The organism is Nostoc sp. CALU 546, assembly GCF_048836525.1.
Window position 1 is genome coordinate 72,407 of the sequence record NZ_JAWJTF010000005.1, and the last position, 25,115, is coordinate 97,521.

At 42.9% G+C, this 25,115-nt stretch carries 22 protein-coding genes and 1 pseudogene; 5 read left to right on the forward strand and 18 right to left on the reverse strand.

Going from position 1 to position 25,115, the window contains the following annotated elements; genetic code table 11:
* Positions 1-75 precede the first annotated feature (75 nt).
* Positions 76-876, forward strand: a complete 801-nt coding sequence (locus tag RRG12_RS04005; protein ID WP_420758434.1) for a DUF928 domain-containing protein — start codon at positions 76-78, stop codon at positions 874-876.
* Positions 877-1,129: 253 nt separating this feature from the next.
* On the opposite strand, the gene RRG12_RS04010 is transcribed toward RRG12_RS04005, so the two are convergent.
* The gene (locus RRG12_RS04010) at positions 1,130-3,238 is read right to left on the reverse strand and encodes a M3 family metallopeptidase (RefSeq protein ID WP_420758435.1); all 2,109 of its coding nucleotides are present in this window, start codon (positions 3,236-3,238) and stop codon (positions 1,130-1,132) included.
* A 524-nt stretch (positions 3,239-3,762) separates the two neighbouring features.
* Here RRG12_RS04010 and RRG12_RS04015 point away from each other — a divergent pair.
* Positions 3,763-4,719: a hypothetical protein gene (locus RRG12_RS04015; RefSeq protein ID WP_069068478.1), complete on the forward strand. Its 957-nt coding sequence runs from the start codon at positions 3,763-3,765 to the stop codon at positions 4,717-4,719.
* Positions 4,720-5,354: 635 nt separating this feature from the next.
* Here RRG12_RS04015 and RRG12_RS04020 read toward each other — a convergent pair.
* Together RRG12_RS04020 and RRG12_RS04025 are read right to left on the reverse strand one after the other, a co-directional pair.
* The gene (locus RRG12_RS04020) at positions 5,355-7,175 is read right to left on the reverse strand and encodes an ABC transporter ATP-binding protein (RefSeq protein ID WP_420758436.1); all 1,821 of its coding nucleotides are present in this window, start codon (positions 7,173-7,175) and stop codon (positions 5,355-5,357) included.
* 87 nt (positions 7,176-7,262) lie between these two features.
* Complete coding sequence (locus RRG12_RS04025) at positions 7,263-8,063, reverse strand: DUF6816 family protein (protein ID WP_420758437.1); 801 nt, start codon at positions 8,061-8,063, stop codon at positions 7,263-7,265.
* Positions 8,064-8,179: 116 nt separating this feature from the next.
* Here RRG12_RS04025 and RRG12_RS04030 point away from each other — a divergent pair, with 116 nt between their 5' ends.
* The gene (locus tag RRG12_RS04030) at positions 8,180-8,518 is read left to right on the forward strand and encodes a carbon dioxide-concentrating mechanism protein CcmK (RefSeq protein WP_420758438.1); all 339 of its coding nucleotides are present in this window, start codon (positions 8,180-8,182) and stop codon (positions 8,516-8,518) included.
* A 5-nt stretch (positions 8,519-8,523) separates the two neighbouring features.
* Here RRG12_RS04030 and RRG12_RS04035 read toward each other — a convergent pair whose 3' ends face one another.
* The 5 genes from RRG12_RS04035 to ffh all read right to left on the reverse strand — a co-directional run bounded on the left by RRG12_RS04035 (position 8,524) and on the right by ffh (position 12,782).
* Complete coding sequence (locus RRG12_RS04035) at positions 8,524-8,928, reverse strand: ChuX/HutX family heme-like substrate-binding protein (RefSeq protein ID WP_069068474.1); 405 nt, start codon at positions 8,926-8,928, stop codon at positions 8,524-8,526.
* A 98-nt stretch (positions 8,929-9,026) separates the two neighbouring features.
* Entirely contained in the window at positions 9,027-9,980 is a 954-nt protein-coding gene (locus RRG12_RS04040) for a PhoH family protein (protein WP_069068473.1), read from the reverse strand.
* Between the two features lie 426 nt (positions 9,981-10,406).
* Positions 10,407-10,841, reverse strand: a complete 435-nt coding sequence (locus tag RRG12_RS04045) for a KH domain-containing protein (protein WP_069068472.1) — start codon at positions 10,839-10,841, stop codon at positions 10,407-10,409.
* Entirely contained in the window at positions 10,804-11,064 is a 261-nt protein-coding gene (gene rpsP, locus RRG12_RS04050) for a 30S ribosomal protein S16 (RefSeq protein WP_012409382.1), read from the reverse strand. Before rpsP ends, RRG12_RS04045 begins: the two co-directional genes overlap by 38 nt.
* A 254-nt stretch (positions 11,065-11,318) precedes the next feature.
* The gene (gene ffh, locus RRG12_RS04055; protein ID WP_420758439.1) at positions 11,319-12,782 is read right to left on the reverse strand and encodes a signal recognition particle protein; all 1,464 of its coding nucleotides are present in this window, start codon (positions 12,780-12,782) and stop codon (positions 11,319-11,321) included.
* A 176-nt stretch (positions 12,783-12,958) separates the two neighbouring features.
* Between ffh and RRG12_RS04060 the strand changes: the two genes are divergently transcribed.
* A complete protein-coding gene (locus RRG12_RS04060) occupies positions 12,959-13,627 on the forward strand; it encodes a Uma2 family endonuclease (RefSeq protein WP_420758440.1) in 669 nt (222 codons plus the stop codon).
* A gap of 421 nt (positions 13,628-14,048) precedes the next feature.
* Here RRG12_RS04060 and rpmB read toward each other — a convergent pair whose 3' ends face one another.
* The 10 genes and pseudogenes from rpmB to RRG12_RS04110 all read right to left on the reverse strand — a co-directional run bounded on the left by rpmB (position 14,049) and on the right by RRG12_RS04110 (position 24,414).
* A complete protein-coding gene (rpmB, locus tag RRG12_RS04065) occupies positions 14,049-14,285 on the reverse strand; it encodes a 50S ribosomal protein L28 (protein WP_069068470.1) in 237 nt (78 codons plus the stop codon).
* Positions 14,286-14,458: 173 nt separating this feature from the next.
* Entirely contained in the window at positions 14,459-16,444 is a 1,986-nt protein-coding gene (gene htpG / locus RRG12_RS04070) for a molecular chaperone HtpG (protein ID WP_069068469.1), read from the reverse strand.
* 222 nt (positions 16,445-16,666) lie between these two features.
* The gene (locus RRG12_RS04075; RefSeq protein WP_420758441.1) at positions 16,667-17,308 is read right to left on the reverse strand and encodes a class I SAM-dependent methyltransferase; all 642 of its coding nucleotides are present in this window, start codon (positions 17,306-17,308) and stop codon (positions 16,667-16,669) included.
* Positions 17,309-17,412: 104 nt separating this feature from the next.
* A pseudogene (locus RRG12_RS04080) lies at positions 17,413-17,946 on the reverse strand (IS701 family transposase); the annotation flags it as partial.
* Between the two features lie 48 nt (positions 17,947-17,994).
* Entirely contained in the window at positions 17,995-18,372 is a 378-nt protein-coding gene (locus RRG12_RS04085; RefSeq protein ID WP_069068489.1) for a nuclear transport factor 2 family protein, read from the reverse strand.
* Between the two features lie 206 nt (positions 18,373-18,578).
* Positions 18,579-19,607 carry a CobW family GTP-binding protein gene (locus tag RRG12_RS04090; RefSeq protein ID WP_420758442.1) on the reverse strand — a complete coding sequence of 343 codons (1,029 nt, stop codon included), beginning with the start codon at positions 19,605-19,607 and terminating at the stop codon, positions 18,579-18,581.
* Positions 19,608-19,964: 357 nt separating this feature from the next.
* Entirely contained in the window at positions 19,965-23,492 is a 3,528-nt protein-coding gene (gene metH, locus RRG12_RS04095; protein WP_420758443.1) for a methionine synthase, read from the reverse strand.
* 166 nt (positions 23,493-23,658) lie between these two features.
* Positions 23,659-23,811 (reverse strand): hypothetical protein, encoded by a 153-nt coding sequence (locus tag RRG12_RS04100; protein ID WP_420758444.1) that lies wholly within the window; start codon positions 23,809-23,811, stop codon positions 23,659-23,661.
* Positions 23,812-23,876: 65 nt separating this feature from the next.
* Positions 23,877-24,230: a type II toxin-antitoxin system PemK/MazF family toxin gene (locus RRG12_RS04105; protein ID WP_420758445.1), complete on the reverse strand. Its 354-nt coding sequence runs from the start codon at positions 24,228-24,230 to the stop codon at positions 23,877-23,879.
* A complete protein-coding gene (locus tag RRG12_RS04110) occupies positions 24,211-24,414 on the reverse strand; it encodes a hypothetical protein (protein ID WP_420758446.1) in 204 nt (67 codons plus the stop codon). Before RRG12_RS04110 ends, RRG12_RS04105 begins: the two co-directional genes overlap by 20 nt.
* A 411-nt stretch (positions 24,415-24,825) precedes the next feature.
* Here RRG12_RS04110 and RRG12_RS04115 point away from each other — a divergent pair.
* Positions 24,826-25,115, forward strand: a 290-nt coding sequence (locus RRG12_RS04115) for a leucine-rich repeat domain-containing protein (RefSeq protein WP_420758447.1), incomplete at its 3' end; no start/stop codon positions are given.

The following is a 25,115-nucleotide window of genomic DNA, read 5'->3' on the forward strand; positions in this document are numbered from 1 at the left end:
TTAAAATCTAAAATCTAAAATCTAAAATCTAAAATCTAAAATCTAAAATCTAAAATCGTATGAGGTCAGGTTTTTATGAATTCAAATTCACAACCTATAAAACTCTTTTTATTAGTCGCTTTTAGCTGTACAAGCTTACTAGTTAACTTGACTCCAGTACAGGGGAAACCAACCCCTAATCGCTCTGATGCTAAAACGACCATTGCTCAAGCCACATATAATCAACCTCCAATTCCACCTGGTCCCCCTCCTGGAGGTCGCGTTCGTGGTGGAGCGAAGCGCGGGGAAGTGGCTGCATGTCCAGTTACTAAACCTGACCTGACTGCTTTAGTGCCCTTTACCGAAGAAGCTAACTCAGTGATCAATGTCTGGGCACAGACAACGGTAGAACGCCCAAGTTGGTTTTTCTATGTGCCATATACCAAAGATTCCCTATATACAGCTGAATTTGTGCTGCAAGATCAGGACTCTAACGAGATTTACCAAAAGGCGATCGCTCTACCGGATAAAGCAGGAGTCATCCGCGTTTCTCTACCTACCACTGCTCCTGCTTTAGCAGTAAACAAACAATACCGCTGGTTTTTTACTATTAGCTGTGACAAAGAAAAGAATTCGCCGCCAACTTTTGTTGAAGGAGTAATCCAACGAATTGAACTGAATCCAGCCATAGTTCAAGAGCTACAAACCACAGAACCTCTAAAGCGCTATGCTGTCTATGCCCAAAAGGGGATATGGTACGAGGCACTGACGACACTAGCGGAACTACGTCAAAACAATCCTCAAGATGCGGCACTGCAAGCACAGTGGCGGAATTTGCTAGGCAGCATCCGCTTAGATGATGTTGCAGGAGAAACCATTTTCCCGGAAACACCTTAGACTGAACAAAATAGTAAAAGGGACTGGGGATTAGGGATTGGGGACTGGGTATAAAATCGAAAAAATATGGTGTTTGCTCATTACTCACCACCAAATTGTCAAAAACAATTCCTGGTACTCAGTACCGGAGCGGCGTTCCTCCCCCACCATACATAAAAGTTGGTGAGGGAGGAACGCGGCGACCAGTTAAAGATTATTTGCAAAAATTTTTTTGTAGAGACATTGCATTGCAACCTCTCTACAGAAGTTTGGTTTAGTTTACAGCAGCACTCACTAAACCATTGTGCTTGAGCAATGCGATCGTACTCGGTTCACGACCCCGGAAAGTTTTAAACACCTCCATTGGATGTTTGCCACCACCGAGTGCCAGCACCGTATCCCGATAACGCCCACCTGTAGCTTTTATCGCTTCTTCATCTTCTAGCCCAGCTTCTTCAAAAGCGGCAAAAGCGTCAGCGCTCAATACCTCAGCCCACTTGTAACTGTAGTAACCTGCTGCATAGCCACCCTCAAAAATATGTCCAAAAGCGCATAGCATTGAATCTTCTGGAAGTGGTGGTAAAACAATAGTAGTCTTGGCTATGCGATGACGCACATCTGCTGGAGTTTCATCACTACCGGAACGATAGCGGTAGTGTAGTTCTAAATCAACACAGCTAAAGTGAATCTGCCGCAACATGGCAGTACCACTCATATAATTACGCGCCGCTAGCAGCTTTTGATAATAATGTTCCGGTAAAGCTTCCCCAGTTTCGTAATGTTTAGCCATACCAAACAAAGTGGGTCGCTCATAGCACCAGTTTTCCATAAACTGACTGGGTAATTCTACTGCATCCCACTCCACATTATTGATGCCTGCGGCTCCGGCATAGTCAACCTTGGTGAGCATGTGGTGCAATCCATGACCAAACTCGTGGAACAAAGTTTCTACTTCATAGAAAGTCATCAAACTTGGCTTGCCATCTACTGGCGGAGTTTGATTACATATCAAATAAGTCACAGGTAAGCGGATGCCAGTTTCACCATTCTCAGTGATTTTGGCCCGATTGATACACACATCCATCCAAGCACCACCGCGTTTTTCTGCTGGACGACTATAGGGATCTAAGTAGAAATAGGCGATGGGAGAACCTGTTTCATCAGCGATTTGGAAATAACGGACATCTTCATGCCAGACTGGGGCTTGACCATCGGCAGGGGTTACGGTGACACCGAACAGCCGCTTCACAAGTCCAAATAAGCCATCTAACACTTGGGGAAGGGGAAAGTAGGGACGTAATTCTTCAGCGGTAAAAGCAAATTTTGCTTCTCGTTGGCGTTCTGCCCAAAAGCTGATATCCCAATGTTTTAAATCCTGATATTCTGCTCCGTATGATGCGGCGAAAGCCTGGAGTTCTTTTAAGTCTTTGACAGCAGCATCATAACTCGCCTGACGTAGTTCTTCTAATAGTGCTTCTACTGCCTCAACATTAGGAGCCATTTTACTTGCAAGACTCAACTCGGCATAACTCTTAAAGCCCAGTAAATCTGCGAGTTCTTGCCGTAACTCCAAAATACGCACAATTAACGGGTTGTTATCTAAATCGCCACTAGAAGCGCGAGTGATATGAGCTTTGTAGAGCTTTTCACGCAAATCTCCACGGGTGCTGTGCTGCATGAAAGGGCCGTAGCTGGGGTAGTCTAAAGTAATCCGCCAGGGGCCATTTTCTGGTGTGGCGTTCTCTTCTCCTGCCGCACGAGCCGCTTGGGCAGCTAAACTCACCAAACTTGGTGGTAAACCGTCAATTTCTGCTTGTGTTGTCAGGGTTAAGCTGAAGGCTTTCGTGGCATCAAGTACATGGTTAGAGAATTTGGTCGAAAGTTCTGCTAACTCCATCTGAATGGCGTTGAAACGCTCTCTTGCTTCTCCTTTTAAGCCAACACCAGAAAGTTCTGCATCTCGAATGGCGGCTTCTACAATACGCTGTTGGGCTAATTCTAAAGTTGCCCAACCATCACTGCTACGGAGTGCTTTAAAAGCATTGTAGATGGGTTGGCTTTGACCGAGCTTGTTGATAAATTGTACTACTAGTGGCTGTACGATTTCATGAGCTTCGCGCAGTTCCGGGCTATTTTTAACACCCATTAAATGATTTACCGCCCCCCAACTCCAGGTAAGCCGTTCTGTCAGCTTTTCTAAGGGTTCTACTAAACCACTCCAAGTAGGCTGTATATTAGTCTCTAAGGTGGCAAGCTGCTGGTCAAGTTCTGCTAGCAACTGATTGAAGGCTGGTACTACTCGTTCTGGTTTAATCTCTGCAAAGGGAGGTAAACCAGTGCCTTGGAGTAAGGGATTTTCGGAAATAATGGTACTTGCACTCATGATTTTGTGTGAACTGCGAACGAATAAAAATCAACAATGATTTTTATTTATATATCTACTAATGTAGCGATCGCAGTGCTATTTAGTATTGCCATTCTGACAAAAATGTAAAAAAAGCGAGAATTCCTCACAAAAGTATCCTGATATAGCTATTTTGTTTGGTATGTGAACAATAAATTGGGGAATGGGGAATGGGGACTCGGAAAGAGTTTTCTTCTCGTGCGAACGCTCTTGCAACAAAATTTGGGTCGTGGTCTGAATCCCGAATATCCGAATGTACTATGTCAAACAAGTAACCCGTCTGCCAACATCGGCGTTACCCTGAAAACGTAGTTTCAGCCCAAAAATCCCACGCTTTCAAGACGTGAGATTGTCCAATTAACTGAGCGCGATCGAGCATCTTTGCCGAATTGAGAAGTAAAATTCTATATTGCTCTATATTTATGATATTATTTGGCAACTCATCTTTTTACTCGTAAAATCGAAGACAAGATCAAGGTCAGTAGAAAAGAGTCCCTAAATTAATGAGTACGTTAATCAGTCAGGGTGGAAGAACTATCACAAAATTTCAGGTGGTAGACCGGATAAACGATATCGCTTGGCAAGCCCACCAAGGGAGCGTTGCAGCGATTATTCAGCTATTGAACGAAAAGCTAGCCAAGTCTGGTGTCAGAACTAGAGCCATGTTTTCTGATGGTGTCTTACAACTTCTGTGCGAGGCGGCTAGGGTAGAGCAACTTGAGCAATCTCCCCTCGTAGAACAAATCCAGCAAATTCTTGAGTCCATCGCCCCGCGTCACATTCGCCGAGTCAATATCAACAGCCGAATTGTTCGGGAACAACAATTACTGTGGTTAAAGGAAATAGATAGCGATCGCGAAAACCAATTGCTTTGGTCGCAGGAAATTACATTAATTCAGCCCAATATTGTCAAACAACTAATTAAAGATTTCACAGAAGCTCAAGCTGAACTAGGAAAACCAAATTTTCCGAAAACTCCAATCTCTCGTCCTTTAGTACTCATTAACAAAGAGAAATACAAAAATAAACCTCAAACAAAGCTATTAGTAGCGGCTGGTTTATGCTCACTGTTGTTGCTGAGTTGGATTGTTTATGCTCAGTTAGGTGATAAGCTGAAAAACTTAATGCAACTAGAAACTTCCAAATCTTTAACAACAGAAGATACTAACGAGAAGAAAGCCCAAACATTATCCCCTGCTCCTAATAATAGCCTTTCTGAGCAATCTGACGATCCATTTCCAATATCTGTGCGAATTGCCAACCAAGCTTCTGCATCTGGTAAAACAGCCACAACCTCAACTCAGTGGTTAGAGATAGCTGCTAAGTGGCAACGAGCTTCAGATTTAATGGGCACTGTGCCACAAAACCACAGCCGTTATCAGGAAGCCAAGATTCGGACTCAACTATATAAAAAATACAGTGAGGCGGCGCAAAAAGAAGCCGATAAGAGTAAATCCTAGTTTTTTATTATTGGAAAACTTTGATTCCTGATTAGTATTCTAGTAGTGGGAATGGATTATTTACTTTACTTCTCGCACTTCACCCAACCGCGTAAAACGAATTTCAATGTATATCATAAGTTTTTACCATTTGATACTGTTTTAATGGACAATTAAAGGGTTTCCTGCTCAGACAAATTTGATCGAGTCAAGCTTTGAGTGTTTATTTTCTAACAGGAACTAAAATTTGTAACCAAAACCTGGAGATTAAAGCTCCCAAAGGCTTTCAGTGATTGGGTTCTCCCAAAGTGATAAAAAGAGGCTATGTGCTTGGTTTGATTTAAATTGTTGTGTGGCAGGGCTACGCCCCGCCCGCTATTTGTGCCAGTTGCGTAAGTCCTGCTTCCAATACATCGGCTTCTATTACGAATACAAGGCTTTCGGAATCAGATTTAACTAATACCTATGTACTAGTAATTAGCGATCGCATTGTGCCAGTTGCGTAAGTCCTGTTGGTTTATCCCCGCAGACTTACTTGTGTCCCAATATGCTTGGGTTAAGGGCTAATAGTAGAAAATTGTGGGTTTTCGAGACGCGATAAATCGCCGTCAAGACAAGTGTTTTGGTCTTATCTGAACTGTATTGACTTGTGTCCCCTAATTCAGGAGTTCTCCTGTTTCTTGCAGGGAGTGCAAGCGGCGATAAATGCCCTCGTGACGCAAGAGTTCATCGTGGCTTCCTACTTCTACAATTTTTCCTTGCTCCAGAACTACTATTTTATCGGCTTCCCGCACTGTGCTTAAACGGTGGGCAATAACAATAGTGGTGCAAGTACCCTGAATCGATCGCATCGCTAGCTGAATTGAACGCTCAGATTCATAATCTAAACTAGAGGTGGCTTCGTCAAAAATCAGCACGTCTGGTTCGACTAACAACGCCCTCGCAATTCCCAAACGTTGTCTTTGTCCTCCAGATAACCTGACACCTCGTTCCCCCACAACGGTGTAATAACCTTGGGGTAAGTGCTGCACTACTTCATCAACTCTGGCAATCCTACAGGCTTCCTGAACCTGCCCCAAAGTGGCATTCCTTCTACCATAAGTCAGGTTATCCAATATAGTACCGTTGAAAATGTCTACTTCTTGGTGAACGATCGCAAGCCTTCGTCTATACTTACCTACATTCAAAGTGCGAATATCTTGACCATCAATCAAAATTTGACCTTCTTTCGGTTCAAAATATCGTAACAGCAATTTCACTAAAGTAGACTTACCAGAACCGGAACGCCCCACTAATGCCACTGTTTGGTATGGCTCAATCAACAAGTTGATATCTTGCAAAACTGGACGGTTGGCATCATATCCAAAACTGACGTGCGATAACTCAACTTTTCCTGTAAATTTATAAGGTGATTCTGTTTGGTTGCTCTCTTCTAAAAGACTAGCTGAATCAGATGCAGTTGGCTCTTGGAGAAATTCATGAAACCGCAGCATCGAAGAATAACGGCGGGCAAAAACTTCTCCCAAAGTGCTAATAGGTTCTAATTCAGAATATGCCATGCTAGAAAGAGTTAAGGTCATGACAAAGTGACCGAGAGAAATTCTACCGTCTGCTGTTGCTGCTAGAGTCAAACCCAAGATAGTAAATACGCAGAATTGAATTACAGTCCTTTGCCAAGTAGCCAGTTTCGTATAACCTTTGTGGACACGATACTCAACCACCATTAGTTCACGATCCAAACGTTGCTTTTGGCGCTTCAGTTCCTTCGCTTCTGTAGCAAAGGCTTTCACCGTTTTGATGTTGGTAATCAGTTCAGAATTGCGACTTTCCGTATCTTCTGCATATTTATCCAGAATAGTTTCGTGCCAAATCAGCTGCTTTAAATCCTTTAAGCTAAAGCTAAGAATGACTATAAAGGAAATCAGATACAAAATTGCAATTCGCCACTCAATCACCAAGATAAAAACAAAAATTCCCAGCAAACGAACTAGTTTAGGAATCAATTGTCCGGCAACTTCGGGGTAAGTAAAAGTGTGGTTAGAAATACCTCTAGCTATCCTTCCAGCAATGCGTCCAGGGTTATTTTCATCATAAAATTCCAGTGGGAGAGTCAGAATTTTTTCTATGGCTGTTTGGGCTTTTTGCCGACGCAACCTTAAGGATATATCCCAATGAAACCAATGGGTTAACCAAGGTTGTGTTGGCGCTCTCACTACGGTGACAACAAAAACTAAACCCAGTAATAAACTCAAAGATAGAGTTTTAGTAACTGGATAATTGGTGATGTCAGCAAAAGTTGCGATCGCACTTTGAAGTGGTTTATCCAAAGGCTGATCAGACAAAACGTTTAAAATCTGCCCGATCGCATAAGGAACAACCAAATCAACAATTTCGTAGATGCTGGATGCCGTGATACTAAAGAGACTCAGCTTCCAATCAGAGCGAAAATAATTGACAATATCTTGAAATTTGGCCATGATGCACACCGTCCAAGAGCGCGATCGTAAACTTGGAATTTATATACTACAAATGTATTACAAAGTAGTCAAGAGCTAGATGACAAATCACTCTTTGGGAGTAGTCGTTAGTTCTTGAGGGGAAAATTCGAGGCGATAGCGATAGAGAGCAACTGGTCGAGAACCAGCTTTAAAGTAATCTGGATCTTGGGATGAAAGATAGACAGCAGTAACTTGATCTGCTTCAATCGCCGGATTAAATGTTGAAAGTTTGTGATAAGCCGTAGTAGATTCTACAGAGTTTAAATAGGGACGTGAGCCGCCTTTAAATAGTTGTTGAAATACTTCTGTGGTGATGAACTTGCCATCAAGGGTAATTTCTGTGCCCCGTGCAGTCACAATAGAAACTAGTTGGCGACTGCTACGCAAGAACGTAATCTGCCGATTAGGTGAATCTGGATCTACTTTGACTAATAACACTGCTTCATCCCCTAAATAAGCCCTTGCCAAATTCAAGCTATTAAACGCTCTATCTGCTACTACAACGGGGGATTTGTAATCTATCTGAGGTAATATTTTTAACCCAGAAAGATGTGGTTGCTCCTTCACAAATCTTACTACAAAACTCACAGGCTGATTTAATTGTTGGCGATTACCTTCAAATCCTGGTGTTACAATCTCTGGTGCTAAAGGCGCAGCTAAATCTACTAAGGTACTTGTAACTTTCCAAGTTCCAGCCATCCATTCAGGGTAAACTAAATCTCCCGAAGCGGGTTGCACTGAAGTTAGTTTTTCCCATTGGGGAAAATTTGCTAACCGTTCAGCCAACTCTCCTGCAAAAGCTTCACCACCCCACAAAAGGAATAAAAGCAACAAGCAAAAACTCCAAATTACCTTCATTACAAGCATTAGCAGTTTTGTATTTAATGGTTATTGTTTATCGATTAAAAATTAAGTAATTTTCTGTAATAAATTAAAACTTTGTAGTGAGATAATTAGCCCTATCCCGAATTTATAGTAATAGCATGACATTGGCATTAGGCATGATTGAAGTTTATGGCGTTCCCGCAGCAGTGGAAGTGGGAGATGCCATGTGTAAAGCTGCCCGTGTAACCCTTGTTGGTTATGAAAATACTGATTTAGGACGAATTACCGTGTTAATTCGAGGAGCTATAGGCGAAGTGAATGTAGCTGTGACAGCAGGATTAAAGGCAGTGCTGCGAGTTGACGGTGGCGAGGTACTTTCTAATCACATTATTCCCCGTCCCCACGAAAATTTAGAATATATTTTACCGATTCATCGCAGCGTTAATATCGAGCAGTTTAGTGCAGATATCCGATTTCCTTCACCTTTATCAGTTTAGCTGTATTAAATTTCTGCTGGTAAAGGTTGCCAAACTTCCCCATATTTCTCTTTTAAAGTTTGCCAAGCTTCCACTTGTCCTAGTTCATATTCTCCTGGTTTACCCCATTGTAAAAATAGGCTTAAAGCAGACTCCTGTTTATCATCTAAAAACCGAATAGCATAGGTTGTAAAGTTACCCCTTTTCGCTTCACCAGTTTCAAATTTCACCTGAGTAATTTTGTCCATATTCAAGTGAAACTCAAAGCCTTCTGTATGCATATTTGCATATTTACCTTTGGGCAATTCTGCATAAAATAACTTTTCTATTTTGCCTCGTGCTTCTAATACAGCAGCGCTGCTAGTAACAATTAAACGCAAAGTTCCAAGAGTCTCGCAAGCTTCTAAAAATTCTTTTAATGTTGTGGTCATTTGTCATTTGTCCTTTGTCATTTGTCATTTGTCGTTGGTTAGACGATGATTCCTAACTAATACCCAATGCCCAATGCCCCATGCCCCATTCCCAATCCCTATTTTTCGTATTGTTCATAAGCCGCAACAATGCGCTGAACTAGAGGATGGCGGACGACATCTTTTTGAGTAAATTCGCAAAAGGCAATGCCTTCAACGTGTTTTAAAATTTGTAAAGCCACTCCTAAACCCGATTGTTGATGAAGTGGTAAATCAGTTTGTGTCATGTCGCCTGTAATCACCATCCGCGAACGGAAACCCAAACGAGTCAAAACCATTTTCATCTGAGCGGGTGTAGTATTTTGAGCTTCATCGACAATTATAAAAGCGTTATTGAGAGTGCGTCCCCGCATATAGGCGAGTGGTGCGACTTCAATCACACCGCGTTCCATTAAACTGGGTACTTTTTCTGGGTCGATGAATTCATAAATAGCATCATAAAGTGGGCGAAGATAGGGATTAACTTTCTGCTGTAAGTCTCCAGGCAAAAAGCCGAGTTTTTCGCCGGCTTCGACGGCAGGGCGAGTTAAAATTAGCTTTTCCACTTGGTTAGCAAGGAGTGCTTGGACGGCGACAACAACAGCGAGATAAGTCTTGCCGGTACCAGCAGGGCCAATCCCAAAGGTAAGATCACGTCTACGGAGTGCGTCGATATATTGACGCTGGCGGAAGGTTTTGGCACGGACTTCTTCACCCCGACGACTTTTGGCGAGGACATCTCGCTGTAAGTCTTGCAGTTCCCCTTGCCGATCGCTATCTATGGCTTGACGGGCTGTTAAAATATCAGCACTGGTGATGTTATTGCCTTTAATCCAGAGGCCTTCCAGCGATCGCACTAATCGAGAAGCCAGATCAATTTGCCCTTCGGTACCAGAAATCACTAATTCCTGTCCGCGTAGCACTAAAGTAGCTCCTGTTTGCCGAGATAAAATTTTGAGATTTTCTTCTCCATCTCCTGCAAGAGCGATCGCACTGGGAACATTCGGCAGCTGAATTGTTAAGGCACCTGCCATAGTATTTCTTAATTGGTGAGGATCTGTGTTTGACAAAGGTTAATATTTTCTCGCTAACGGCGAAATTATGCTTTTTTTAAGAAGAATTCAGAATTCAGTATGAATTCTGTACGAGTGGGTGACGAATATTAGTTAAAAGCGAGTGGAATAGTGGGCGAAAAAATCCTTGTATCTCAAGGTTAGGTAAAAACCCCATCCTGAAGTGCCTGTCTGAGTTTAATTGCGTTAGCGGAGCGGGGCGTTAGCCCATTGCGAATTGCGAATTGGATTATCCTTAGTCCGCGGAGGCGGACTACCCTGCGGGAAGCCGCAAAGCGTCTATGTTTGTGTAGCTGCGAATTCTATTCGCCCTTTTGACTTTTCATCTTTACAAAAATTCTGAGCGGAAGTGACTACAACCGCTCAGATTTGCTCTCTAGTTTCAACCTAGCGGAGGCGTGGTTTAACAATGGGTTTAGGCCCATCGTTTGCACGCGGTTCTCTCCTAGTCGGCGGTGGCGATCGCTCTTCTGTCTCTTCATCAAAAGACATACCCTCGCGGCCCGGAGTGGTGCTGCCGTAGATATCCAGGTATGTTGATTGCCCAGCTGCGGCTGCGGCTGCCGCAATTACTGTACGAATCGCCTGAATATTGCGTCCCCCTCGACCAAACACTTTTCCTTTATCTGTGCTTTCAAAAGCGATGCGAACCCAAACCCGGTTGAGGGTCTGAGAAATTTCACAATCGACGCTTAATGTCTCTGGGGATTCCAGAAACGGCTGCACCAAAAACCGAACCAGATCAACATAGTTGGGGCTAGCTGTTGGGAGTTTTGTTCCGAAATTATGATGCGGCTGTTGCACTGACCTGCTCAAAAACATTAGCTTTTACTAGAATGCGACGAACGGTGTCAGTGGGTTGAGCGCCTTGTTGTAGTCGCTTGACGATACCGGGAACGTCTAGTCGCACTTCATCAGTTCTGGGGTTATAGAATCCCAACTCTTCTAGGGGACGGCCATCGCGGCGAGCAAGGTTGTTAATGGCGACAATGCGGTAACTTGCTTCCCGCTTTTTACCGAATCGCTTCAAGCGCAGTTTGATCATGGTTGAAGAATCGTTCTCCCGTTGGTTGTTAGATATTAGTTAGCAACTAATTGGTGAGGAAGTAACCTAAATCTGGCTGCTGCCGAGAAATTGAGGGTTAGTTTCCTCTGCTGATAAATTCTGAGGTCGAAATGCTAATTTTAGCACTGCCTAGCATTTGCTGCTATTAGTCATTGGTCATTAGTCATTTGTCATTGGTCATTAGTCATTTGTAAATTACCAATACTCCATGCCCCATGCCCCATGCCCAATAATTAAAGATTGCCGAAGCCTTTTTTCTTTTTATCTTTGGGTTTTTTCTTTTTCGCGCCTGCATCGCCACCATAGCCACGCCATCCGGGGGCTGGGGGACGATTACCAGCACCAGCAAAGGCGTTGCCCATACCGCCGCCGCCAAACATTCCCGGCATTCCAGGGAAGCCACCTTGACCCATTTGCTGCATGAGCGATCGCATTTTTTGGAAATCACCCACCAGTTTTGTCACATCTGACTCTCTATAGCCAGAGCCAGCAGCAATCCGCCGCCGCCGACTGGGAGAACTGGCTAATAAATCGGGGTCATGGCGTTCTTGGCGAGTCATGGAGTTAATCATGGCTTCACAGCGCTTTAGTTGGGTTTCTCCCTGCTTTAGCTGATCGTCTGAAAGCTTGTTCATCCCTGGGATCATCTTGATGAAGCCTCCCAGAGAACCCATGTTCTTCAGCATTCGCAACTGCTTGAGAAAGTCAGTAAAGTCAAACTTCGCTGACAGGATTTTCTCCTGCATTTTCTCGGCATCGGCTAAATCAAACTCTTCTTGGGCTTTTTCTACCAGAGTTAGCACATCGCCCATTCCCAAAATCCGCGATGCCATGCGATCGGGATAAAAGGGTTGCAGTGCCTCGACTTTCTCACCCACGCCCACAAATTTAATTGGCGCTCCCGAAATCTTTCGCACCGAAAGCGCTGCACCACCACGGCTATCACCATCCATCTTGGTGAGAATCGCCCCAGTAATTCCGATCTGCTCATGGAAGGTGCGGGTAAGATTTGCAGCCTCTTGACCAGTCATCGCGTCCACCACCAGAAGAGTTTCATGGGGTTTGACAGTTGCTTTGATGCGGGCTAATTCCGCCATCATGTCTTCGTCAATTTGCAGACGACCAGCAGTATCAATAATTACTGTATTTACGCCTTCTGCCCTAGCGCGTTCTACACCTTGTCGGGCAATTTCTACGGGATCGGCGTCGCTTCCTAGTTCAAATACTGGTACGTCAATTTGTTTACCCAACGTTAGCAACTGATCGATCGCGGCTGGGCGATATACGTCTGTCGCCACCAACAAACAGCTACGCTCTAATTTTCTCAGATGTAAAGCTAACTTAGCGGTAGCTGTGGTTTTACCAGTACCTTGCAACCCAGCCATCAACACAATAGTAGGCTGTTCTGGGGCTTCTGCGATGGGAACATTTTCTTCTCCCATTACCTGCACCAATTCATCATGAACAATTTTGATGAACTGTTGGTCAGGTCGCACGCCGGTAATCACCTCGGCTCCCTGTGCCTTGGCTTCGACTTCGCTAATAAAATCTTTGACTACCTGGAGATTGACATCTGCTTCCAACAAGGCGCGGCGCACTTCGCGCAATGCATCTTGAATATTGGATTGAGAAATTTTGTCCTGTCCCCGCAGTTTTTTCCAGGCGGATTCTAAACGGTCAGATAATGCATCAAACATAATGTAATTACAGGTAGTTCGCCAATGGGGAATTCTAAACCGCCGATGAATGCGATTCGGAATTTCCGCTAAAGTTTTAACGTGCTATTTACCAGCTTAGTATTTTTCACCGCGACTGTAGCAACCAGACACCTTCCTTTAAAGAAGATTCAGCTTAAAGTACAGTGAGGGTAAGAATGGCTATTGTACAGCGAGAACCTACATCAAATATCGCTATGGCTAGCAACACACTGCTTCAACCCACAGAAATCGTCCACCTATCGGGTATAAGTTGGCAAACTTATGAAAAGTTGCTAACTGAACTTAGTGCTAGTCGCCGCCTCCGGCTTACTTATAATCGAGGGACTCTAGAAATCATGGTTCCTTCACCTGAACATGAACGATACAAAAAAGTATTAGGTCGATTTGTCGAAACTCTAGGAGAAGAATTAGACGTTAGAATCGACCCCCTTGGTTCTACTACTTTCAAACGTCCAGAGCTTAGTGGCACAGAACCAGATGAATGCTTTTATATTGAAAATATCAATATAATTAGAGGCAAAAAAAGAATTAACTTGCAACAAGATCCGCCACCAGATTTGGTAGTGGAAATTGATATTACTAGCAGTTCTAAAAATCGCTTTGAAGTCCATGCTGATATGGGTGTACCTGAAATCTGGCGATATGATGGTAGTTATTTTAGTATTAACATTTTACAAAATCAGAAATATATATCTGTTGAACAGAGTTTAGTATTTCCTAATCTGCCTCTAACAGAGATTTCTAATTTCTTAGAGCAGGTGGGAGAAAAAGATTATTTGGAATTAGTTAAAGAATTTCGCCAATGGGTGAAAAGCCAAGTTTAATATCAATCAAAATAGCGAGTTAATTTAGTGCAAATGATGGTGGGCTGAATGGCGATCGCATTCTAGAATTAGTAGCAGCTTTAGCAGAATATAGGAATCCGCTTTGATTTCTGAACTAATTTGCGTAGGCAGGCAATAGGCAATAGGCAATAGTCAAGAAGGCTTCTTAGTTGTACTGAGTTTTTTCAGAAATCAAATATGAGTCCTATATGAACAATTTGCTTGTCCTAGAGTGTCAACCTGGATAGTGGAAGGCGAAAAATTTTGGGGAAAGGATCGTATTGATTGGGTAACAGAAAATTACTAAAATCCCTCAAAATTAGCTAGACAAAGCAGTAGGGTAGCACACCTAGCTGTGCTACCCTACAAATTACCTAGTATTTCACCCAACGAAAGCTTTGGGTTATGAAATCCACATTATTTAGTAATGATTTAGGTTAATGCCAGCTTCTTTTGCCATTGCTTCTAATCCATTAGTTTGTAGGGTTTTAATTGCTTTAGTAGACAGCTTTAATCTCACCCAACGATTTCCGCCTTCCCACCAAACACGCTTGTCTTGCAGATTAGCGTGCTGAAGGCGTTTTGTACGACGGTGGGAGTGAGAAACAGAAAAAGCGTTATTTGCCTTCTTACCAGTTAGTTCACAGCGACGGGACATAGCTACTATCTCCAGATTGTTATTTTAATACAGCCTTTCCATTTTAGGTCTTAGGCAGCAGAAGTGGGGAGATGAGGGAGATGAGGGAGCAGGGGAGGCAGGGGAGCAGAGGAGAAGTTTACACTAAGTTCTTCCCCTCTGCCTCTTTTCAATGTCCAATGCCCCACTCAGCACTATTTACTCGCTTGTTCCGTCAGCTTGGTGAGTACGTCATTCGATCGCTCGACGAAGGATTTCATTCCCTCAGCGTCAAATCCTTTCTGAGACATCAGCGCTAAATCGTAAACGTGTTGACAAATCAAGTTGACTAACTGATTTGTAGGCGATTCACCGTCACCTTGAATGATACTACCTTGGTTAATATTTGCCAGATTTTGAATCAGTGGGTGAGCAGTATTTACCAACAAAATGTGGTCTTCGGGAAACTCTGCTGTTTGCTGCTGCATCATGGCGCTCATTTCCCGCATACGACGGAGAATCTCTGGTAAAAGCACGATCGCAGGTGGTGTTCCTTGAGGATCGTCTGATTTCAAGGCTTCGGTACGGATGTTGAGTTTGGGTTTGTTGAGAGATTTCTCAAATAACTCTTTGATCGTCTCACTCCGGGTTTTATTCGTCTTGGGATCGACAATTTCCTTATCTTTATCTTGTTCCAGCAGGGTATTATCTAAGTCTGAGTCTACCCGCGTAAACTTGACATCCTGATATTCCCGTTCTAGAAAATTGATAAAGTGGGTGTCAATAAAGGAGTCCATAAATAGGACTTCCAAACCTTGATTTTTGTGCAGTTCTATGTATGTAGCTTGGGTTGCTCCATCAGTGCTGTAGAAAACCCGGTTTTCGTTGCGTTCTTTGTTGCGTTCTAGATACTCTTTCAGCGTAGTATAGGGAGCTATGGGTGCTGAGTCAGAACTGGGTGAAGGAGTGACATCTTGCCAAGCATCGCCGTCTGAAGACTGGACTTCAACCACTGGTGTTTCAGCAGCAACTTTTTCTGTCAGCTTGGCGGTGGTGCGGAAAACGATGATATCTTCGATTTGTTTTTTGAATTTTTCGTCGTTGAGAACGCCGAATTTTACAAAGGTGCCGAGGTCTTTCCAGGCGCTAATGTATTGTTCGCGGTTATCGCGGAAGAGTTCTTTGAGGCGATCGCCTACTTTTTTGGCAATGTAGTCACCAATTCGCTTCACGGTGCGATCGCCTTGCAAGGCACTGCGCGATACGTTTAGGGGAATATCGGTGCTATCAATCACACCCCGCATCGGCATCAAAAATTGCGGGATAATTTCTTCGCAGTTGTCGCTAACAAAAACTTGATTGCAAAATAGCTTGATCTGCCCTTTGGTAACATCTACATCCGGTCGCATTTTGGGGAAATACAGAATTCCGTTGATGATAAAGGGATAGTCTGTATTTAAATGTACCCATAACAAAGGTTCTTCTTGAAAAGGATACAGGTAGCGATAAAACTCTAAATAATCTTCTTGAGTCAGATTACTTGGAGACTCTCGCCACGGTGCTTTTTGCTTATTTACTACTTCGCCGTCTAGTTTAATTGGGACTGGCAAGAAGTCGCAGTATGTCTTGACAAGATTCTTGATTCGTGCTGATTCGAGAAATTCCTCTTCTTCCCCTTGCAGGCTGAGAATAATAGTAGTACCGCGAGTTGTCCGGGAAGATTCTTCGAGAGTAAAAGCTGGCGAACCATCACAAGTCCAGTGAACCGCTTGCGCCCCTTCTTGATAAGAGAGGGTATCAATTTCTACCTTTTGCGCCACCATGAAGGAAGAGTAGAAACCAAGACCAAAGTGGCCGATTATCGGTTGATCTGATTTGCCTTCATATTTATGAATAAATTCTTCAGCACTAGAGAAGGCAACCTGATTGATATATTTCTTAACTTCATCTGCGGTCATCCCGATACCGTTATCGGAGATGGATAGAGTTTTCTTATCTTTGTCAATGGCAATTTCAATTTCTGGTTCGCCGATATCTCCAGCATAATCGCCGGCGCGGGATACCATTTTTAGCTTTTGGATGGCGTCTACAGCGTTGGATACCAGTTCCCGCAAGAAGATTTGGTGGTCTGAGTAAAGCGACTTCTTAATGATCGGGAAAATATTCTCAGTATGAATACTGATAGTGCCTTGTTCTAGCATAATTGGTAGTTTTCGATGTTAGTATCTGAAATGATGATAGTAGGTAATACAACCTAGCCATCTGTTTTCCAGGATAAACCCGGAGAACACAGAAGGGCATGATACCAATTAGGATTTTAAAAGCATAGCTTAGGCGATCGCACCTTTTTGAAGCATTGTTTGCCGCCATTTTCTGATTCGGATTCCCCTACTTCCGACTCCCCACTCCCCACAGATTGCTGTTTAAGTATTACTAGAATTCTTCTCCAACACCAAAAAATAATGGTATGGATAAGTGGGATCGATAAATTCTTGCTTAACAGTTAACCCAGCTTTGGCAACAGAGTTTAAAATCCGCGTTTTCGGATATCCTTTTAAACCCATTTCCCAGCAGTGTTCGTCACAGACTGGTGTTGTACTCCAGAATTTTGGCACATTGAATAGTAAATGCCTTGGTCTGCCTGAGAAAGAAGTTTTCACCTGAAACGAGAGGTATTGAGTGCAATAGGGAATCGAAATCACCAAAAATTTCTTAGTTGCAATAGCAAGTTTTCTCAATGCTTCTTCTGACTGTTCGTAGGGGAAGTGTTCCAGCACTTGAAACAGGACAATTGCATCAAATTTATCTTTTGGTAAGGAAAAATCTGTAGTCAAATCCAAAATTATTTCTGGCTTGAGGCTGGGGTCAACATCAGCAGTAGAGACGTTGTATCCATTATTCTTCAGGATGTCTGTTAACAGAGAATTAAAAATCCCAATTTCCAGAACGTTTTTTACTTGATTACCCAGCGAAAAAATTAGACGCAACTGGTGATGGTAACTGATAAGGCGATTTTTTGATAAATATTCTGAATTTCTAATATCTAACGAGGTGATGAGTTGCATAAATAAGCCTACCTAAGCTGAGAGATTAACAAATTTGGTGGGTATACAACTACAGGATTCCCAAAACAATCGTGAAAGTAACAGCACCTAACTAATGAAGAATGATTATTTGCTATGCCCATGAAAAGTCCTAATCCCTTTTCCCTAATAAATCTTAGATTTTCGCGACTGGAATACCAAGCATCTGTAGTCACCGTCTTCGGCTGTAATCCCCAAGCCAAAACTTCAGCAATCATTTCTCTTAAATAATCATTTTTTGTTTTCCCTTCTTGTTTGTTATATATTTGATAATTTATGGGCACAGATTTACCTAACAGGTCGGTGTAATACAAAGTAATTAATTGAATTACTTTAACTATACGATGATGCTTTCCATACCCAAAATAACCAATTAACTCTGTTAAATGCGGGTCACTATAAGGCTTGTCAATAACTGTATCGTCTCCACTTAAAGTACCGCCTGTTAAATTGATGTACGGCTTTACTTCATTAAATAAATCCTTGGGTTCATACCTTTCCCTTAAAAGGAAACGATTGACACTACCATGAGATAAATCTTCCAAAATTTCCGCCAAACGTTTACAACCTGGAGATGTCTATTCTGCCAGTAAAAACAGCGATGGCGGGAGGAAAAGCAACCTCTTTGCAGATACTACCCCGCCGTTCGTTGCAGCGCTTTGTTAGGCTCAGTGGCCGGACAATGGAGGTGGACAGATTTCCATAGTTTGAATCAAGCCATGCTCAATGGTATAACGATGACCAACGTGCTGATCGGAAAGAACTGTTCCAGCTAAGTCGCGCACGACCTGATGCACATCAACTAAAATGCGTCCGGAATCCTCCCGGTGAAAGGAAATCGGCTCAACGTGCGGATTGATGCCGAACCATTGCCTCGTCCAGTAAGCGCGGACTGCTTGATGTCCATGAACATAACCGCCTTCAAACGCTTTCGGCCAAGCCACATCAGGAGTCGTTGTGGCGAGGGCGGCGTCAATATCTCGCGCGTTGAAGGCAGCGTAAGCCGCGCGTATCAGTTCAATTTCTGGTGCAGATTTATCTGGCATAAGAGGTGTGGTGAAGAACATGCAGCTGGGCTTAACAATTCTTATTCAGAACGCTTCTGCATAAGATCCCGCAGCGGGTGGATAGGTTTAATGATTCTGTATAACAACATAACACCTTGAGTTAATAGTCAAGAGTCATCAGTCAATTTTGAGAATAATCACTAACGACTACTAACCAAGTGTAATGCTTAATTAACACTTATTAATTATGCCAAACATTCATTAAGTTGTGAGTAAATTTCGCTAATATCCAACTTTCTACCAATAAAAACAGCTTGATTTTTAGGTGGAGTCTGCCATTCATCAGCATGTAAGCTATAGCGAGGGCCACTCAGTTGAAAAATATGGCGCAAGTCGCTATCACTAAACCATAAAATGCCCTTAGCTCGAAATACATTCTGTGGCATCTTTTCGGTGAGAAAGTTCTCAAACTTATGGACATCAAATGGTCTATCAGTTTGGAAAGAAATCGAAATAAATCCATCATTTTCTAAATGATGTGAGTGATGTCCATGATGATGATGATGTTCATGATGATGGTGTTCATGCTCATGAGTATCTTGGTAATCATTGGCAGTATACTCATTTATTGGAGTTAAACCCACATCTAAAATTAATGGTAACGCTACCTCCCCATGTTTGGTGTGCAGGATTTTTGCACCATTTTTCATATCATGGATAAAATTTTCTACGTCTTCTATTTTTTCTGGAGTCACAAGGTCTGTTTTATTCAAAAGAATCATATCTCCGTATGTAATCTGTTTTAAAGCAGCTTCACTATGGAAATGTTCTTGATTAAACGCCTCAGTATCTACCACAGTGAGAATAGAGTCAAGGTTTGTCAAATCCCTTAATTCTGTACCTAAAAAAGTTAAGATAATTGGTAGTGGGTCAGCGACACCAGTTGTTTCAATAACTAAATAATCAATCCGGTCTTCTCGTTCTAAAACTCGATAAACTGCATCAACTAAATTATCATTGATAGTACAACAAATACAGCCATTAGTTAGTTCGACCATATCTTGGTCAACAGAAATTAGCAATTGGCTGTCTATGTTAATATCACCAAACTCATTCACGAGTACGGCAACTTTTAAATCTTGTTTATTCTTGAGAATTTGATTTAGCAGTGTAGTTTTACCACTACCTAAAAATCCGGTGATGATAGTAACAGGCATTCCTTTTTTAGGAATCTCAAGACTTGGGTTTGAAGTTGGTACTGTTAGTTGAGTCATAATCAATTCAAACTTCCGTAAAGCTTTATAAGAATGATAATCATTATTGTAAAACTTTTCTGGCAAGTTGCGATCGCATTGAGCCGATAATATGTGATGTGATTCCTTCTGGTAATACTTTCACCAAAAAAGAGGTAGCCTAGCTTTTGCCGAAATAGCCCAACACAAGAGCGGGAAAGCTTTTGAGGCAACTTTATTGGCTCAGTTTTTTTACCATCCGCCAAAAATCTAGATTTGCTTTATGCCAATACTCGTAAATTGGTGAAGATCCCCCCAACCCCTTTTTAATGGAGGTTGGGGGGATCTTTAAGGGCAAAATATCACTAGCCCAAGTTTATTGGATTAATGGGTAGGATTCTACGCGCTAAAGTATTTTGCTACTGGGTGATAGGTAATAATCGCAGTGGTAGACTGTTCTGGATAAAGTTGTTCGCTTTCATCCATATACAAGTTAATCCTGTCAGTCTGCAATAACTCAAGTTGTTTGTACTGATCCTGAATGTTCGGACAAGCGGGATACCCAAAACTATACCGTGAGCCACGATAGCGTTGTGCCAACATATCCCGAATATTATTGGGTTCCTCAGCAGTAAAACCTAACTCACGGCGAATTCTGGCGTGTGTCCATTCAGCTACAGCTTCCGCCACCTGCACCGCCATACCGTGGAAATACAGATAATCGGTGTATTGATTGGCGGCAAACAGCTTTTGGGCGAACTCGGTTGCAATCTCCCCTACAGTCACCGCTTGCATTGGGAAGACATCAATAATTCCTGATTCCTTCGGTGCAAAGAAATCTGCTATGCACAACCGCCTTAACGACTTCTGTCTAGGAAATTCGAAAGTCGTAACCTGCTGTGATTGGTTCTCTGAGTCATATATATGTAGAGAATTCCCTTCAGATTGACAAGGGAAATACCCATAAATCACCTGGGGATGCAACAGATTTTCCTCAATAATCCGCTGTTTCCAAGTTTCTAACACTGGGTAGACTTTCTCAGCTAAGAAAGCCTGATATTCTTCCTTAGATTGTTCCTTTGGTTTGCGGAATTGCCATTGTCCAGCAACCAAAGCTTGTAAATCTAAATGCCAGAATATTTCCTCAATGGGAATATCACTAGGTTGCAATAACTGTGTTCCCCAAAAAGGCGGTGTTGGACGTTCAATATCTATCGCTACAGCATCAGAACGTCTTGTATCTACTACTTTTGGTTCAGAAGATTTTTCTTCAGAAGTGGTAGCTTTTGGTTCTTTGTGGCCATTTGTCGAAACTTCAGCAGTTTCCACTTCATTCAAAAATCCTTGCAAATCTTCCCAGTTATTGGTTGCCTTTGCTGGCATTAATTTATCCATGAAGTGCAAGTCAGAAAAGGCATCTTTGCCATAAACAACTTTACCTTTATAGGTATTTTGGCAATCTTCATACACAAATTTGGGAGTCAGCGCCGCACCACCTAAAATTACAGGGACACTAATTCCCTTTTCGTTAAATACTTCCAAGTTCTCTTTCATGAAGGCGGTAGATTTCACCAGCAAACCACTCATGGCAATACAATCAGGTTTGTACTGTTCGTAAGCGTTGATGATGTTTTCTACTGGCTGTTTAATTCCCAGGTTAATCACCTTGTAGCCGTTGTTGGACAAGATGATATCCACCAAGTTTTTACCAATGTCGTGGACATCGCCTTTCACTGTGGCAATGATAAAGGTTCCCTTGGCATTGTTGCCTGACTCTGATTTTTCCATGAACGGTTCTAGAAATGCCACCGCCGCTTTCATGGTTTCCGCAGATTGCAAGACGAAGGGTAGCTGCATTTGTCCAGAACCGAATAATTCCCCGACAACTTTCATCCCATCTAGCAGGAAGGTGTTGATAATTTCCAAGGGGGGATGTTCTTCTAAGGCTTTTTTCAGATGTTCTTCTAAGCCAATGCGTTCGCCGTCGATGATGTGGCGTGTGAGGCGTTCGGGGATGGGGAGACTTTCATCTAAAGAGCGATCGCGCTTAGTTGTTACCCCAGCAAACGCTGTGGTAAGCTCTCCCAAGGGATCGTAAACGCAGACGTTACCCTCAAACTTCCGCTCATCATAAATCAACTGGCGACAAATTTCTTGATGGCGTGCATCAATCTTCGAGAGTGGTAAAATCTTGTTAGCGCTGACAATGGCTGCATCCATTCCCGCCGTCGTCGCCTCGTGCAAAAACACCGAGTTTAGAACCATCCGCGAGGCTGGAGTTAAACCAAAGGAAATATTGGAAACACCCAAAATCACATGACATCCAGGCAATCCTTCACGAATCCGCTGGATAGATTCAATTGTGGCTTTACCGTTTTCTCGGTCTTCTTCAATCCCGGTGGAAATGGGTAATGCTAGGGTATCAAAGAATATTTCTGTGGGTGGTATGCCATATTCTACAGCTTGACGGTATGCGCGTTGGGCGATCGCAAACTTTTTGTCTGCTGTCCGCGCCATCCCATCTTCATCGATAGTACCAATGATTACACCCGCACCGTATTTCTTCGCTAACTCCAACACCTTCAAAAAGCGCGGTTCTCCATCTTCGTAGTTGGTGGAATTAAGCAAACACTTACCACCGGCAACCTTTAAACCTGCCTCCATCTTTTCCCATTCGGTGGAGTCAAGCATTAAAGGCAGTGTCACATTATTAACAATGCGCGAAACTAATTCGTGCATATCTCGCACGCCGTCACGTCCCACATAATCGACGTTGACATCGAGGATATGTGCGCCTTCTTTGACTTGCGCCCTCGCCATTGAAACGAGTCCATCCCAATCTTCGGCGTTTAGCAAATCGCGGCACTTCTTGGAACCACTGGCGTTGAGACGTTCGCCAACAATCAAGAAGGAATTATCTTGGTCGTATGGCTGAGTAGTATAAATTGATGCTGCTGCTGGTTCTAAGCTAGGTTGTCTAACTTTTGGCTTCAGGTCTTTAGCAAGTTCTGCCAATTGTTGAATGTGTTCTGGACGCGTCCCACAGCAACCCCCGATCACTTGGACACCCAAATCTTCAACAAAATGCATCAATGACATCCGTAATTCCAACGGTGTCAGCCGGTAGTGCGCTTGACCGCCAACGTTCTCAGGTAAACCCGCGTTGGGAATACAGGAAACGATGAAAGGTGAATGTTCTGCCAGATACTTGATATGTGGTTTCATCAAGTCTGGGCCAGTGGCACAGTTTAGACCGAGAATATCAATTGGGTAAGGTGCCAAAATTGTCAGCACCGCGCTGATTTCGGAACCAACCAACATTGTGCCCATGCTTTCCATTGTCACAGAAACCATCAACGGTCTGCGATCGCCTTTCTTAGCAAATACCTCTTCAATGGCATTCAGCGCCGCTTTAATTTGCAGCACATCTTGGCAAGTTTCCACCAGGAATAAATCTACACCACCATCCCACAGCGCCTCTGCTTGTTCGGCAAAAGTAGCTTTCATGGTGTCAAAGTCAATATGTCCCAAGGTGGGGAGTTTAGTTGTCGGGCCGATGGAACCCGCCACAAACCGAGGTTTTTCTGGCGTGGAAAATTCCGCAGCCACACGCTTCGCCAATTCTGCGGCTGTCTTGCTGAGGTAATAAGCTTGGTCTGCTAAGTCATATTCTGCCAGCACTAGGGACGTACTACCAAAGGTATCGGTTTCAATGACATCAGCACCAGCGGCGAGAAAGTCGCGGTGAACCTTAGCGACAGCTTCAGGTTTCGTGTGGACTAAGTATTCGTTACAACCTTCATACTGTGGGCCGCCGAAGTCTTCAGCAGTCAGGTTTTGGGTTTGTAAGTTGGTTCCCATCGCCCCGTCGAATACGAGAACTGGGCTATCTGGACTACGCAGGCGTTCAAGGAAAGGATGAGTCATATTTTCCTAGAAGAAATGAGGATATCAAGTGAGTCTTGTGATACTCGACTTACTTTATTATTTTCCAAAATTGTGATATTTTTGGCACGTTTTAATAAAGTCTGTTTTGCTGAGACTCACTATTCGCTCATTTTGACCTGATTTATCAAGGTTGGCGACGACAGAATTATGCAAAAGCTGTCAAGGAATAATTGACGTGGGGTGTAATGACTGTGGTTAGCATAACTGCGATCGCAATTATAAAGCGATCGTAGTCGTAGGGCGTGTTAGCGCGAAAGTAAAGGAAAATCGTAGGTTGGGTTGAGGAATGTATACCCAAAGTGGCTTCCCGCAGGTTAATCCAACATTTCCAGTGTTTTTTGACGCTAACCCAAGCTTATTGATTTATAATTCTAAAGCCGCTATTAGACAAAAATTCACCTGATTAATCGCCTCAGAGGAAAGAGAACCCAGCTTTCTGAGAATCATCGGTTTATTTAATGTAAAAATTGACTCACAGCGAACTACAGACTCAACTCTAATACCGACACTGGCAATTTCATCGCCCGTTATTAAATATTGCGTTACAGTTAATAGGCGATTAGTGTTGGAAGTACAAGGCACAACCATCAAATCATCCAGAATTTGATTCAATTGATTTGCCGAAATAACAACACCAGGGCGAACTTTAAACTGTGTGAATCCGGTTGAAGGCATGGGGACTCGACACAATACCACATCACCGCGCTGTAAGTTCATCAGCAAATACTTCATCGTAAATATCATTTTCAGGACTTACCCAATCCTGATAAGCCTGAGATTCAAGAGTAGGACTAACAGATTTTTCCCCATTTTTGAAAGAAAGAGCTAAATCTAGCAGTGCTGATAACTGCTCATAATTCATTTGTTCAATCAGACTTAGAAGTTCTTGACGAATATTCATGGGATTTCCGACTGCTAACTATATTCAATGTATGCCATAAAGCGATCGCCTGTAGTTTTGGTAGTGCCTAGGCGTAACATTGCAATTATAAAGCGATCGTAGTCGTAGGATGTGTTAGCGCAAAAGCCTAACGCACCTTTGATACTCGTGAATGAGTCTTTGAACTCCGTTAACGAGTCTTTGAACTCCGTTAATGAGTCTTTGAACTCCGTTAATGAGTCTTTTATACTCGTTAATGAGTAAATGTTATTGCGAGGTTAGCGATGTCTACGACTGGCTACGCCTAATGACTCTGCTAATTTAAACATTACAACCGTTTTTACGCAGATGAACACACTCATCCAGTCTCTAACGGTTAGTTACGATATACTACTTTAGTAAATATCGCTACAGAGTTGGTGAGGTTTGCAGGTGACAAACGAAGAACTGTTGCAAATTATAGAAAAAGCTGCGAAGAAAAAGACAACCAAGCTAAACCTCAATAACAATCAACTCACCAGCCTGCCACCAGAAATAAGCCAACTCTCCAAATTGACAAGGCTATCTCTTTCTGACAATAAACTCACCAGCCTGCCGCCAGAAATCATTCAACTCTCCAAGTTGACAACGCTATCCCTCAATAACAATCAACTCAGCATCCTGCCGCCAGAAATCACTCAACTCTCCAACTTGACAACGCTAAACCTCGCTAACAATCAACT